The following is a 13,187-nucleotide window of genomic DNA, read 5'->3' on the forward strand; positions in this document are numbered from 1 at the left end:
TTCGATGAAAGGCTCCCACTTGACTAGTCCCCAGGAAGCGGGCAGCCCCCAGGACCAGGGCAGCTCCCAGGATCCATACCAGCAGGGTCCGTACCAGCAGGGCGCTTCGGGCTACACGCCGCCGCAGCAGTTTCCCCCGATGCCGGCGCAGCAGCCGGCCCCGTTCGGTCTGCCCGGTGAGCCTCCCCTGCAGCGGATCCGGCAGCGGAGCCGGCGGAGGCTGTGGATCATCCTTGGCAGCATCGGCGGGGTGCTGCTGCTGGTGATCATCGGCGTCGTCATCCTGGTGAACATCGTGGGCAGTGCCACCAACCAGGCCAGGGGCCTTGCGGACGATTTCACCAAAAAGGTGATCGCCGGCGACACTTCCGGGGCGTATGACGAATACCTTGACCCTGCCCTGCAGGAGCAGCTCTCCAAGGAGGCATTCATCTCCGGGGTGCAGAGCCTGGAAATGGACAGCTCCTGCCAGCCCTCCTACAACAACCTCAAGGTTGCCACCGAGAACGGCGTCAAGTCGGCCGAGGTGGTGGGCCAGATCAGCTGCACCGGCAAGAAGGTTGACCTGGCCTACAAGTTCCAGGGAACCGACCAGCTCCGCATGATCAACATCAAGCTGCGTCCCGCCTCGTAGAGTCCACGTGACGGCGGGGAAAGCCGGAAAGTGGAAAGGGTACTGCTCTTTTTACCCATCCACCTCCGCCCGCGATCCGAATCGCTTCCGAGGGTCCCGCCCAGGGACCACAAACGGCGGGTGGGCCCACCCGCCCTATCGGAAGGATCTAGGCCATGCGCAACTCACCCAACCGCCTCATCGCCACCATTTTCGGAGCCGTCTACCTGCTGGTGGGCCTCCTGGGCTTCGCCGTCACCTCCGGCGTCGGTTTCGCCGCCACCGAGGGCGCGAACCTCATCATTTTCGAAGTCAACCCGCTGCACAATGTCATTCACCTGGCAATCGGCGCCGCGCTGCTGTTCGCCGGGCTTCGCGGAACGGCCAGCGCACGCACGGTAAACGCCACCGTAGGCGCCGTCTACCTCCTGGTGGGCATTGTTGGCCTGTTCCTGCTGAACTCGCCGCTGAACATTATCGCGTTGAACGGTGCCGACAACGTCCTCCACCTGGCCAGCGCGGTACTCCTGCTCGGCGTGGGCCTGTCCCTGGACAAGTCCCCGGCCGCAGCCCGCGCCTAGCATGCCGGGACAGGACACGGCGGGGCAGAGCATGACAGGGCACGACGCAGCGGCTCTCTGGGCACCAGCACGGCTGGACCGCCCGGTGCCGCCGCAAGCGGTGCCCCAGGCGCACCCTTCGGTCCGGCTGGTAACAGGGTTTGCCGGATTCGGCGCGGGGTCCGTCAACCTGGCCATTGCGTCGAGCTTCTTTGCAGCTGGCTCCGGTGAGCCGGAAAGGGTCATCGCCGGAGCGGTGGCCGGGCTTTGGGGCGCGGCCTTGCTGGCCGGTGCCGTGGTATTCCTGGCCAGGGACCGGCCAGCAGGCGGCCGGCGGGTGCGGTATGCGTTGGCAGCCGCGGCCGTGGCGCATCTCGCCGCCATCGCCTTCCCCACCCCCGCAACCTCCGGGCTGAACCTGACACATCTTTCGGCGCTGCTGCTCACACTGATGATCATCGCCTCGCTTGCTTGGCTGGGGCGGGCAAGCGGGGAAAAGCGGGCCATGCGCCCGGGGAGGCTGCTGCTGGCAGCGTTCGCGGGCGCCGTCCTGGTGGCGGGCATTACGACGCCGGGACTCGCCGCTTCGACCGCCGGCCAGTACGCAGTGCCGCACGGTGGCCACGGGAACCTGGCGCCGGGCGGCCATCACCAGCACTAAGCCGTCCCCAGCAAGACCAACTCCAACGAAAGAGCCTCCATGCCGCGGTCTGAACTGCTCCCCGGAAGTTGGACTGAGAAATTCAGTTCCGACTTCCGGGGAGCAGTTTTATGCATGCACGTAGTTCGTTGTCTGAGATTCAGCGTGAGGCCGCTGTAGCGTGGTTTGAGAAGGGCATCGCGGATAGTGCAGCGGCGACGTTGCTGGGGGTGTCCCGCCCGCCGGTAAGGGTTCTCTATCGGCGGTGGAAGATCCATGGTCGAGGAGCGCTGGTGGCCAAGCCGACGAAACAGGTGTACTCGTTCGAATTCAAGCTCGCGCTGGTTGAACGGTTTATCGCCGGTGAGTCTGCCCCGGATCTCGCGGCGGAGGTTGGTTTGTCCTCGCCCACGCTACTGAAGACGTGGGCCCGGGCGTATCGCCGCGAGGGCCCAGACGCGTTACGTCCCAAGCCCAAGGGCAGGCCTAAGGCACCCGGTGCCCCGCAGCCGGCCGAGGTATCGGAACTGGAGCGGTTGCGGCGGGAGAACGAACGGTTGCGGGCGGAAGTGGCTTACCTGGGAAAATTGCGGGCCTTGAGGGCGCAGGAACGACGGTGAAGGTCCAAGCCCTCATCGCTCTCAAGGCTGACTTCCCGCTTCCGGTCCTGCTGCAGGCAGCAGCTCTTGCCAGGTCCACGTTCTTCTATCATCAGGCACGCATCCAAGGCCCTGATCCGCAGGAGGCCATCAAGGCCGCTGTCAGGGAAATTTTCGAGAAGAACCATGGCCGGTACGGGCACCGGCGGGTCCACACCGAGATGCTCAAGCAGGGGTGGACGGCCGCGAAAAAGACCGTGCTGAAGCTCATGCGGTCCCTGAACCTGGTGTGCAAGGTCCGGCGGAAGAAGCGTTACAACTCCTACCAGGGCGGGCAGGGCAGGGTTGCCCCGAACGTGTTGAACCGGGAGTTCGAGGCGGATGCCCCGAACCGAAAGTGGGTAACGGACGTGACGGAGTTCAGCGTCGGCGACCGTAAGCTCTATCTCTCGCCGGTCATGGATCTTTTCGACCGGCAGATCATCTCCTACTCGATCAGCCCGTCCCCGAATCTGGAGCTCACCAATAATTCGCTACGCCAGGCCCTTGCCGGCCTTGAGGATAACCAGCAGCCACTCGTGCATTCCGACCAGGGCTTCCAGTACCAGCACGTCTCATGGCGAAAACTCTTACAGGAAGCCGGCGCGAGCCAGTCCATGTCACGCAAGGGCAACTGCTACGACAACGCCGTGATGGAAAACTTCTTCGGCCACCTCAAGGAAGAGCTCTTCCATCACGTGCGATACCTCAGCACCGACGCCTTGACAGCGGCACTGCACGAATACATCCGCTGGTACAACACCCAAAGAATCTCGACAAAGCTCAAGGGCCTGAGCCCGGTGCAATACCGGACCCAGGCCCTTGCGGCTTAGGCTCTTATTTGGCCAGTCCAACTTCCGGGGACCAGTTCAGTTCTGCGGCAGGAGGCTCTTCGCGTTGCGCCGGAACAGTCCCGGGGCTTCTTTGCAGTGGTGCGCTATTTAGTGGTCCACGGCCTTTTCGGCTCCGATGCCCGTGAGCGACCGGACTTCCATCTCGGCCTGCTTGGCGGCATCCTCCTTCTGCTTGTCCAGGGTGGTACCCAGCCAGCCCAGGAAGAAGGCCAGCGGGATGGACACGATGCCCGGGTTGCTAAGCGGGAAGAGGGCGAAGTTGGCGCCCGGGATCATCGAGGTCTTCAATCCCGAGACCACTGGGGAGAACACGATGAGCAGGATCGCGGAGGCCAGGCCGCCGTACATGCTCCACACGGCGCCCTGGGTGGTGAACTTCCGCCAGAACAGCGAGTAGATGATGGTGGGCAGGTTCGCCGAAGCGGCTACCGCGAATGCGAGCGCCACCAGGAAGGCCACGTTCTGGCCGTTGGCGAAGATGCCGCCCAGGATGGCCAGGATGCCGATCACCACCACGGTGCGGCGGGCTACCCGGACTTCAGTGGCAGCGTCGGCCTTGCCCTTGGCAATGACGTTGGCGTAGATGTCATGGGCAAAGGATGCCGCGGCCGTGATGGTCAGGCCGGCCACCACCGCCAGGATGGTGGCAAACGCGACCGCCGAGATGAACCCGAGCAGCAGCGGGCCACCCAGGTGGAACGCCAGCAGCGGGGCTGCGGCATTAACTCCGCCGGGTGCGGACTTGATGGTGTCCGCCCCCACCAGGGCCGCGGCTCCGTATCCCAGCACCAGGGTGAAGAGGTAGAACAGGCCGATCAGCCAGATGGACCAGACCACGGACTTGCGTGCTTCCTTGGCCGTGGGGACGGTGTAGAAGCGCATCAGGACGTGCGGCAGGGCTGCCGTGCCGAGCACCAGGGCCAGGCCCAGGGACATGAAGTCCAGCTTGGAGGTTTCGGTCTTGCCGTACTGCAGGCCCGGGTTGAGGACCGCCGGGTTGTTGGCGGTCTCCACGGCGCCGCCCAGCAGGGCGGAGAGGTTGAAGCCGTAGATGGCCAGGACCCAGAGCGTCATGACGGCGGCACCGGCGATCAGCAGCATGGCTTTGATGATCTGGACCCAGGTGGTGCCCTTCATGCCGCCGATCAGGACGTACATGATCATGAGGGCGCCGACGACGATGATCACCAGGGCCTGTCCGCCCCAGTCGCTGATGCCCAGCAGCAGGGAAATCAGGCTTCCCGCGCCGGCCATCTGGGCCAGCAGGTAGAAGAAGCACACGGCGAGGGTGGAGATGGCGGCGGCGATCCGGACCGGGCGCTGCTTCAGCCGGAAGGACAGCACGTCCGCCATGGTGAACTTGCCGGTGTTGCGCAGCAGTTCAGCAACCAGCAGCAGCGCCACCAGCCAGGCCACCAGGAAGCCGATGGAGTACATGAACCCGTCGTATCCGTTGATGGCGATGGCCCCGGTGATGCCCAGGAAGGATGCTGCGGACAGGTAGTCGCCGGCAATGGCGGTGCCGTTCTGCGAGCCGGTGAACGACCGTCCTGCCGCGTAGTAATCGGCGGCGGTCTTGTTGTTGCGGCTGGCACGGAACACGATCACCATGGTCACGGCCACGAACAGGCCGAAGATGCCCATATTCAGCAGGGTGGTGTCCTTGAGGGCGGCGACGTCCACCGCTGCGGGAATTGCGATCATTTGTTGGCTCCGCCCACTCGGTTTCCGTTCCTATCGAATTCATGCTCCTCGATCTCGTGCCTGATTTCCGAGGCGATGGGATCCAGCCGCTTGTTGGAGTAGTGCACGTACCAGCCGGTGATGGCGAAGGTGGAGACAAACTGGAGCAGGCCCAGGATCAGGCCGATGTTGATGTTGCCCCAGACCTTGGTGGACATGAATCCCACCGCGTAGTCGGCAAGCAGGACATACGCGAAGTACCACAGCAGGAAGGCCACTGCCATGGGGAAGACAAAGCTGCGGTGACGCTTGCGCAATTCCTGGAACTGCCCGGTCGACTGGACTTGTTCAAAGTCCACGGACGCCGCTGCGTCCGGAGTATGGGCATCGTTACCCATCGTTCCTCCTCATTGAGTTGCCGGAACACACCGGGCGGCAGGCCCTGATCACGCAGGGGCACCGCAGATGTGACACCAATCACTTTGCCGTCCAGTCCCGCCCGTGTTCCAGCACATCATCCCCCACCGTCGCTCAACGGTTGCGATGCTGCGGCAAGCGGCGCCCGCCGCTACGCTGGGCACCATGCCGGACTCCCCCCTCCTCACCGCCGCGGCAGTGGCGGTGATCGCCATGGCCATTGCCGTCGTCGTCGGCGTGGGCCTGAAGGTGCTCCGTTCCTTCCGTGAGCTGGGCACCGACGCCGAACGCGCCACCTACCACACGCTCCACGCGGCCTCCCAGGCCGGGCAGCACCTGCGGCGCGGCCTGAACCCCGCCGGAGCCGCCAAGGCCAGCCGCCAGCTCCGCGCCCTGCTTGCCTGCGATGCCCTGGCGATCACGGACACCTCGGGCGTGCTGGCCTGGGACGGCGGCGGCGAGGACATCAAGCCGCGCCTGATGGAACTTGCCGCGAATGTCCTTGCTTCGGGCCGGACAGCCGTACTCCCCGCGGGAGGGGAAGGAACCGGGGGCCACCTTGCCGGCGTCATCGCCCCAGTGCGGGCGGGCACCCACGTGGTAGGTGCCGTGGCCGCCTTTGCCCCTTCTGCGGGGGCAGGCCTGGTCAGGGCGACGGGGGAAGTGGCGGACTGGGTGGCCGTCCAGGTGGAACTGGCCGAACTGGACGCTTCCCGCACGCTGCTCATGGAAGCGGAAGTCCGGGCATTGCGCGCCCAGATCAGCCCGCACTTCATCTACAACTCGCTCAACGCCATCGCGTCCTTCATCAACACGGACCCGGAGCGGGCACGGGAACTGGTGGTGGAGTTTGCGGACTTCACCCGCTATTCGTTCCGGCGGCACGGCGACTTCACCACGCTTGCCGAAGAGCTGCGTTGCATCGACCGCTACCTGCTCCTGGAGCGGGCCCGGTTCGGTGACCGGGTCCAGGTCAGCCTGCGCATAGCCCCGGAGGTGCTGAGTACCGTCATCCCTTTCCTCAGCCTCCAGCCGCTGGTGGAAAACGCCGTCCGGCACGGGCTTGAAGCCAAAGCGGGGCCCGGCCACATCAGCATCACGGCGGAGGACGCGGGTGCCTTCGCTGAGGTCACCATCGAGGACGACGGCGTGGGGATGGATCCGGAGCAGCTCCGGTCGGTCCTTGCGGGTCACACCGATGGGGACCATGTGGGACTGCGAAACGTGGATGCCCGCCTCCGCCAGGTGTACGGCAACGACCACGGGCTGGTGGTGGAAACGGCGCCCGGAGAGGGGACCCTCATCACCATGCGGGTGCCCAAGTCCCAGCCCGGGCACGATGCGTGAAACGCCCGCTGTCCCTGGAAGTACCCTAGGAGAATGATTAACGTCCTCGTCGTTGATGATGAGCTGCCCGCCGTTGAGGAACTGGCTTTCCTGCTGGGCAGGGACGAACGCATCGGAAAGGTGCTGCGGGCCACGTCCGGCGCCGAGGCACTTACGGCCCTGTCCGCCGGCAGCATCGACGCCGTCTTCCTGGACATCCACATGCCCGCCGTGTCCGGCCTGGATATTGCCGGCGCCATCGCCCGGAGCAGCAACCCGCCCGCCGTCGTCTTTGTCACCGCTGACGAGGACCACGCCCTCGCGGCCTTCGAACTCGCCGCCGTGGACTACCTGCTCAAGCCTGTGCGCTCCGAGCGCCTGGCCCGTTCCGTGGGACGGATCAGTGAACTGCGCGACGGCGGGGCGGCACCGGAGATGATCACCGTGGACCAGGGCGGGACCACCAGGATGATCCGCCGCGACGACGTCACGTACGTCCAGGCCCAGGGGGACTATGCGCGGCTGCACACCGCCGACGCAAGCTACCTCATCCGGGTGCCACTGGCCGACCTGGAACAGCAGTGGGCAGACGCAGGTTTCATCCGCACCCACCGCTCCTACCTTGTGGCCCTGAAGCATGTTTCCTCCATGAAGCTGGCGGCGGACGGGCCGCGCGTGACGGTGGCCGGAGCCGGCCTGCCCATCAGCCGCCGGCACCTGCCCATCGTGCGGGAGAAGCTGGAGGCCACCCGCATCAGGCCGCACGCATGACCCGGGTCCGGGTCACGGCCCCGCACGCGGCGCCGAGGATTCCGGTGCGCGGCTCATCCAAGCCCCTGGAGTCGCGCGAAGCAGCGCAGGAGTCCGACGTTGGACAGGTGTTCGTCCGTTCGCTGATCCGGTCCCAGCTGCGGCTGGCCCTGGTGGTGGCGGGTGGCTTCCTGCTGATCCTTGCCGCGTTCCCGCTGATCCTTGTGGTGGTTCCCGGCCTCGCCGACGCCCGCATCGCCGGCATCCCCTTTGGCTGGTTGCTGCTGGGCGCCGGAATCTACCCGGTGATCGGACTGAGCGCATGGCTGTACGTCAGGACGGCGGCCCGAAACGAGGCACGGTACCGGGACCTGGCGGGGGAACAGTGATGCAGGGGTGAATGCCGGCGTCGCCATCACCGCCGTCACCGTGGTGTCCCTCGCCACCGCCATCATCGGGTTCTACGGGCTGCGGATCTCCCGCACCACGGGAGACTTCTACGTCGCCTCGCGGACCGTGCGGCCCTGGTGGAATGCATCGGCGATCGGCGGGGAGTACCTGTCTGCCGCCAGCTTCCTGGGCGTGGCCGGCCTCATCCTGCTGTCCGGGACCGACGCGCTCTGGTTCCCCGTGGGCTATACGGCCGGGTACCTGATGCTGCTGCTCTTCGTGGCCGCCCCGCTCCGCCGGTCGGGGGCCTACACCATCCCGGACTTCACGGAGTCCCGGCTCGCCTCCCGGACGGTGCGGCGGGTCACCAGCCTGGTGGTGGTGATGGTGGGGTGGCTGTACATCGTGCCGCAGCTCCACGGCGCCGCGCTGACCATCCATATCGCCACGGGCCTGCCGTCCTGGGTGGGCTCCGTGGCTGTCGTGGTGGTGGTGTGCCTGACGGTGGTGGCGGGCGGAATGCGCTCCATCACCTTTGTCCAGGCCTTCCAGTACTGGCTCAAGCTGACGGCCCTGGCCGTACCCATCCTGTTCATCATCTTCGTGCTGGCCGGGAACGGGGCCGAGGCGCAAGCCCCGCCGGCCGTCAACCCCACGGGCCTGGCGCCGGCCGGGCCCTACCAGAACGTGTCCCTGCTGGTGGCGCTGTTGTTCGGCACCCTGGGCCTGCCGCACGTGCTGGTGCGTTTCTACACGAACCCGGACGGGCACTCAGCTCGCCGCACCACGCTGATCGTCCTGGGCCTGCTGTCAGTGTTCTACCTCTTCCCCAGTGCTTACGGCCTGGTGGCCCGGATGTTCGCCCCGGACCTCGCCCGGTCCGGGCAGCCGGACGCCATGGTCCTGCGGCTGCCCGGCGAACTCGTCGGCGGGGTGGCCGGCGACCTGCTCACCGCCCTGGTGGTGGCCGGGGCGTTTGCCGCCTTCCTGTCCACGACGTCCGGACTAGTAGTGTCCCTGGCCGGCGTCATCAGCCAGGACGTCCTGGGCGGCAGCGTCCGCGGGTTCCGGCTCGCAGCCGTCGTGTCCGCCGTCGTGCCCCTTGGCTTTGCCTTCATGACCGGTTCCCTGGCACTGGCCGGCAGCGTCGGCCTGGTGTTCGCCTTCACGGCCTCCACCGTGTGTCCGGTCCTGCTGCTGGGCATCTGGTGGCGTGGCCTGACCGATGCCGGCGCCATTGCCGGGATGGTGACCGGCGGATTGCTCTGCGGCGGGGCAATGATCGCCGGAGCCCTCCCCGGTGCGGGCCCGACGCCGGCCTGGCTGGCTCAGCCGGCGGCCTGGAGCGTGCCCGCCGCGTTCGCCGTGATGGTCATCGTGTCACGGGCCACCGCCAGCCGGATCCCGGCCACCATGCCGAGGATCATGACCCGGCTGCACACCCCGGAACGGCCACTGGCAACCGAACGGTGATCGGGAGGACAATAACGCTATGTCCATCGAGGACGGCGCGTCCCACCAGCACGGCTTCCAGCAGGACAGCGCGGTCCCGGCCTCCGTGCGGGCCCAACTCCTCGCCACGGAACACTGGGGCCTGCTGGCGTCCCGCAGCACGGCACAGGCGGAGGTGCTGACCCGCATCAGCATGTTCCTCACCTTCACCTCTGCCAGCGTGGTCAGTGTGGCGCTGGTGGGACAGGCAACCGGGTTTTCGGATGCGTTCGTCCTGCTGGCAGTGGTGGTGTTGTTCATCGACGCGGCAATCGGCCTCCTGACCCAGCTACGGGTGAACAACGTGGCCCACGAGGACCTCATGTACGTGACGGCCATGAACAGGTTGCGGGCCGGCTACGTGGACCTTGATCCCGGGGTGGCGCCGTATTTGATGGCCTCCCACCACGACGACGAGGCCGGCTCCGTGCAGACCTACTACTTCTTTGGCAACCGCGGCAGCTTCAGCCACGTGGCGGGCAGCAGCATGATCTTCATGACGACGGCGAACGCTGCCTTGATTGCCATCCTGGCGGGCCTGCTGGTGACATTGGCGGGCGCCGGTACGGCACCGGCGGCGGTGACGGGTGCAGTGTGCGGGGCTGTGTTCCTGGCTGCGTCCGCGGTCCGCGGGTACCGTAGCTACCGCGATGTGTGGCGCCGTTTCAAGCCCCTGTCCCCCACGCCGCCGTCGCCCACATCGCCATCCGGGAATTGAGCGTACGGGTGCAGGGCCTCCGGCAGGGGCGGGTCAGTCGATGGCTGCCATCAGTTCCACGACGCGGTCCAGGAAGGCGTCCACCTGGGATTCCTCGTATCCTTCCTGGCCCACGGCTGGGCGGAAGACTGCGCGCCGCACACTGTCCACGCTCAGCGGCTTGTCCTGCTCAAGGTAGGCGATGAGCTCGTGGCACAGCCGGTCGACGTCGTCCGTGTTGTAGCTGCGCCCCCTCTTCTTGCTGGGCCGGCGGAAGCGGTCGCCGTCCGGCCGGTGGAGCCGTCCCCGGAGGATGCCGGACAGGTTTCCGATTTCGCGCAGCCAGGCTTCCTCGCCCCGCGCTGCGATCAATTCATCCCGCTCCCGGCGGGCGAAGGCATCCTCAAGCCGATCCAGCGCGGCATCCACCACGGCCGCCGAGTAGCCGCCCTTGACGGGATCGAAGGACACTGCCCGCACGTCGGAGCTGTTGACGGGCTCGGTTGCAGCTTCGGGCGTTTCCAGGGAAACCCGTGCCCGCTGGAGGAACTGGTCCACCTGCTTGGCGTTGTAGCCGTACTCGGTGCGCTGCACGCGCTCAAAGGACGCAGGGATCTGCCGATGAATGTCCAATGCCACTTCGATTCCTTCAATGCTCTTCAGCCGTAGTGCTTCCGCACCAGTTTAGGGTGCCGGACCCGGTGCGCCCCCCGGACCCCGTTTGTGTCAATACCCGGGTGCGCCGGGCCGGAGGGACCTAGGCGCCGGCCACAAGTCCGTACAGGATGAAGGCCACGGGCGCGGCGAACACGATGGAGTCCAGGCGGTCCATCACGCCTCCGTGTCCGGGCAGGATGCTGCTCATGTCCTTGACGCCCAGCTCACGCTTAACCATGGATTCAGCGAGGTCGCCGGCAGTGGAGGCTGCCACCGTTCCCACGGCCAGCACAGCGCCGACCCACCACGGCTTGTCCAGCACAAAAAGGGCTGCGAGGATGCCGATCAGCATGGCGCCCGCCACGGAGCCGGCGAACCCTTCCCAGGATTTCTTGGGGCTGATCTTCGGAGCCATGGGATGCTTGCCGATTGACGCGCCCACCAGGTAGCCGAAGGTGTCGTTGGATACCACCAGCAGCAGCATCACCGCGATCTCCCACGCTCCGATGGGCGCCATGCCGCCCGGCCAGAGTCCCAGCGGTGTTGTGCCGGCGGCATGCAGCGGCAGCGCGGCGAAGCTGATGAAGAACGGCACCCAGCCCAGGGTGAAGACGCCGGCGAAAATACTGTTCGCGGATCCGGCGGCACTTTCAATGGAGCGCCACACCAGGACCGCCACGGCGCTCAGGAGCAGGGCAAAGAGCTGGCTCTCGATCCCGCCGAAGTAGGCGGCGACCGGCATGGCCAGGGTTCCGGTCATGACCGGAACAATCGGCATCCTTGTACCGTTTGCTTCCAGCGCCCGGTAGATTTCCCAGACGCCGAACACGGCGAAGGCCGTGACGATGGCGACGAAAACCAGCGGGAGGAACAGCAGCCCGCCCAGGACGGCGATGAGCATGGCAAGGCCCACCACGACGGCGGCGGGCAGGTTCCGCCCGGCCTTTGGTGTCGGGTTGCTCCTGGGCTGCTTCCCCCGTGTGCGCGCCCTGGGTGTGGGGGCCTGATCTGCCTGGCCCATCAGACTTCGAGCAGCTCTGCTTCCTTGCGCTTGAGCAGCTCGTCGATGCCGTCCACGTGGGCCTTGGTGAGGCTGTCCAGTTCCTTCTCGGCGCGGTTTCCCTCGTCTTCGCCGGCCTCCCCGTCCTTGACCAGGCGGTCCAGCGTCTCCTTGGCCTTGCGGCGGATGTTGCGGATGGAGATCTTGGCGTCCTCGCCCTTGGTCTTGACGATCTTGACGTATTCCTTGCGGCGTTCCTTGGTCAGCTCAGGAATGGTGATCCTGATGACGTTGCCGTCGTTGGACGGGTTGGCGCCGACCTCGGAATCGCTCAGGGCACGCTCGATGTCGCGCATGGCGGACTTGTCGAACGGGGTGATCAGGATGGTCCGGGCGTCCGGGATGGCAAAGGAAGCCAGTTGCTGCAGGGGCGTGGGTGAACCGTAGTAGTCCACCAGGACCTTGTTGTACAGGCCGGGGTTGGCGCGGCCGGTGCGGACGGAAGCGAAGTCTTCCTTGGCTACCTCAACCGCCTTGTCCATCTTTTCTTCGGCTTCGAGCAAGGTTTCTTCGATCACGGTCTCTCCTGACGGTTCTGGTGCGGTCCGGGGCGCCGGTTATCTGCACGCACGTGGTTCTTGGTTGCTGTTTTCCGTCCCCGCCGGCAAGGGCGGGGACGGAACTGTCCTGAAATCATCCTAGCCGCAGCTAGGCGGTGACCAGGGTGCCCAGCTTTTCGCCAAGGATGGCGCGGGTGACATTGCCTTCGCCCTCCATGCCAAAGACCACCATGGAAAGGTTGTTGTCCTTGCACATGGTCATGGCGGTCTGGTCCATGACGCGGATGTCGCGGCGCAGGGCGTCGTCGTAGCTGAGGGTTTCCAGGCGCTCCGCGGTGGGGTCCTTCTTGGGGTCGGCGGTGTAGACGGCGTCCACTCCGCTCTTGGCCATGAGGACCACGTCGGCGTGCACTTCCAGGGCGCGCTGGGCGGCAACGGTGTCCGTGGAGAAGTACGGCAGGCCTGCGCCGGCGCCGAAGATGACCACGCGGCCCTTCTCCATGTGCCGGATGGCACGGCGCGGAATGTAGGCCTCGGCCACCTGCCCCATGGTGATGGCGCTCTGCACGCGGGTTTCAACGCCTGCCTGCTCCAGGAAATCCTGCAGGGCCAGGCAGTTCATGACCGTTCCCAGCATGCCCATGTAGTCGGCCCGGGAGCGGTCCATGCCGCTCTGGGACAGTTCGGCGCCGCGGAAGAAGTTGCCGCCGCCCACCACGATGGCCACTTCCACCTGCGGGACAGCGGCTGCGATCTGCTTGGCAACGTCGCGGACGGTTTCGGGGTCGACACCCAGTTTTCCGCCGCCGAAGACCTCGCCGGAGAGCTTCAGGAGGACGCGCCGCCGGCTCTTCTCTGAATGCGTGACAGTGTTGACGGCTTCCATGATGCCTTCCCGTTGATGACTCTGA

At 66.2% G+C, this 13,187-nt stretch carries 16 protein-coding genes; 10 read left to right on the forward strand and 6 right to left on the reverse strand.

Features of this window, described 5'->3' with window-relative positions:
- Positions 1–19 precede the first annotated feature (19 nt).
- The 5 genes from FBY30_RS20195 (at position 20) to FBY30_RS20210 (ending at position 3,284) form a co-directional block, all read left to right on the forward strand.
- A complete protein-coding gene (locus tag FBY30_RS20195; protein WP_235009516.1) occupies positions 20–634 on the forward strand; it encodes a hypothetical protein in 615 nt (204 codons plus the stop codon).
- 155 nt (positions 635–789) lie between these two features.
- The gene (locus FBY30_RS20200; protein ID WP_142134623.1) at positions 790–1,194 is read left to right on the forward strand and encodes a DUF4383 domain-containing protein; all 405 of its coding nucleotides are present in this window, start codon (positions 790–792) and stop codon (positions 1,192–1,194) included.
- A 31-nt stretch (positions 1,195–1,225) separates the two neighbouring features.
- Entirely contained in the window at positions 1,226–1,834 is a 609-nt protein-coding gene (locus FBY30_RS20205; protein WP_235009517.1) for a hypothetical protein, read from the forward strand.
- Between the two features lie 272 nt (positions 1,835–2,106).
- Positions 2,107–2,433, forward strand: a complete 327-nt coding sequence (locus FBY30_RS21095) for a helix-turn-helix domain-containing protein (protein ID WP_235009504.1) — start codon at positions 2,107–2,109, stop codon at positions 2,431–2,433.
- Complete coding sequence (locus FBY30_RS20210) at positions 2,430–3,284, forward strand: IS3 family transposase (protein ID WP_235009505.1); 855 nt, start codon at positions 2,430–2,432, stop codon at positions 3,282–3,284. The genes FBY30_RS21095 and FBY30_RS20210 overlap by 4 nt, the downstream gene beginning before the upstream one ends.
- Positions 3,285–3,392: 108 nt before the next feature.
- Here FBY30_RS20210 and FBY30_RS20215 read toward each other — a convergent pair whose 3' ends face one another.
- Together FBY30_RS20215 and FBY30_RS20220 are read right to left on the reverse strand one after the other, a co-directional pair.
- Positions 3,393–5,009: a solute symporter family protein gene (locus tag FBY30_RS20215; RefSeq protein WP_142134625.1), complete on the reverse strand. Its 1,617-nt coding sequence runs from the start codon at positions 5,007–5,009 to the stop codon at positions 3,393–3,395.
- Complete coding sequence (locus FBY30_RS20220) at positions 5,006–5,386, reverse strand: DUF485 domain-containing protein (RefSeq protein WP_142134627.1); 381 nt, start codon at positions 5,384–5,386, stop codon at positions 5,006–5,008. The genes FBY30_RS20215 and FBY30_RS20220 overlap by 4 nt, the downstream gene beginning before the upstream one ends.
- A 184-nt stretch (positions 5,387–5,570) precedes the next feature.
- Between FBY30_RS20220 and FBY30_RS20225 the strand changes: the two genes are divergently transcribed.
- The 5 genes from FBY30_RS20225 to FBY30_RS20245 are packed head-to-tail and all read left to right on the forward strand — an operon-like array spanning position 5,571 to position 10,080.
- Positions 5,571–6,752, forward strand: a complete 1,182-nt coding sequence (locus FBY30_RS20225) for a sensor histidine kinase (RefSeq protein ID WP_142134629.1) — start codon at positions 5,571–5,573, stop codon at positions 6,750–6,752.
- A 33-nt stretch (positions 6,753–6,785) separates the two neighbouring features.
- Positions 6,786–7,502 carry a LytR/AlgR family response regulator transcription factor gene (locus tag FBY30_RS20230; RefSeq protein WP_142134631.1) on the forward strand — a complete coding sequence of 239 codons (717 nt, stop codon included), beginning with the start codon at positions 6,786–6,788 and terminating at the stop codon, positions 7,500–7,502.
- Positions 7,499–7,870, forward strand: a complete 372-nt coding sequence (locus FBY30_RS20235; RefSeq protein ID WP_142134633.1) for a DUF485 domain-containing protein — start codon at positions 7,499–7,501, stop codon at positions 7,868–7,870. Before FBY30_RS20230 ends, FBY30_RS20235 begins: the two co-directional genes overlap by 4 nt.
- Before the next feature lie 7 nt (positions 7,871–7,877).
- Positions 7,878–9,344, forward strand: a complete 1,467-nt coding sequence (locus tag FBY30_RS20240; protein WP_142134635.1) for a sodium/solute symporter — start codon at positions 7,878–7,880, stop codon at positions 9,342–9,344.
- A gap of 19 nt (positions 9,345–9,363) precedes the next feature.
- Entirely contained in the window at positions 9,364–10,080 is a 717-nt protein-coding gene (locus FBY30_RS20245; RefSeq protein ID WP_142134637.1) for a hypothetical protein, read from the forward strand.
- 33 nt (positions 10,081–10,113) lie between these two features.
- On the opposite strand, the gene FBY30_RS20250 is transcribed toward FBY30_RS20245, so the two are convergent.
- The 4 genes from FBY30_RS20250 to pyrH form a co-directional block, all read right to left on the reverse strand.
- Positions 10,114–10,698 (reverse strand): DivIVA domain-containing protein, encoded by a 585-nt coding sequence (locus FBY30_RS20250; protein ID WP_142134640.1) that lies wholly within the window; start codon positions 10,696–10,698, stop codon positions 10,114–10,116.
- Positions 10,699–10,816: 118 nt separating this feature from the next.
- Entirely contained in the window at positions 10,817–11,737 is a 921-nt protein-coding gene (locus FBY30_RS20255; protein ID WP_142134642.1) for a phosphatidate cytidylyltransferase, read from the reverse strand.
- Positions 11,737–12,294, reverse strand: a complete 558-nt coding sequence (gene frr, locus FBY30_RS20260) for a ribosome recycling factor (RefSeq protein ID WP_043452867.1) — start codon at positions 12,292–12,294, stop codon at positions 11,737–11,739. Before frr ends, FBY30_RS20255 begins: the two co-directional genes overlap by 1 nt.
- Before the next feature lie 130 nt (positions 12,295–12,424).
- Positions 12,425–13,162: a UMP kinase gene (pyrH, locus tag FBY30_RS20265; protein ID WP_043452869.1), complete on the reverse strand. Its 738-nt coding sequence runs from the start codon at positions 13,160–13,162 to the stop codon at positions 12,425–12,427.
- Positions 13,163–13,187: the final 25 nt, after the last annotated feature.

Source organism: Arthrobacter sp. SLBN-83 (assembly GCF_006715285.1).
In the GTDB taxonomy this organism is placed as follows: Bacteria; Actinomycetota; Actinomycetes; order Actinomycetales; family Micrococcaceae; genus Arthrobacter.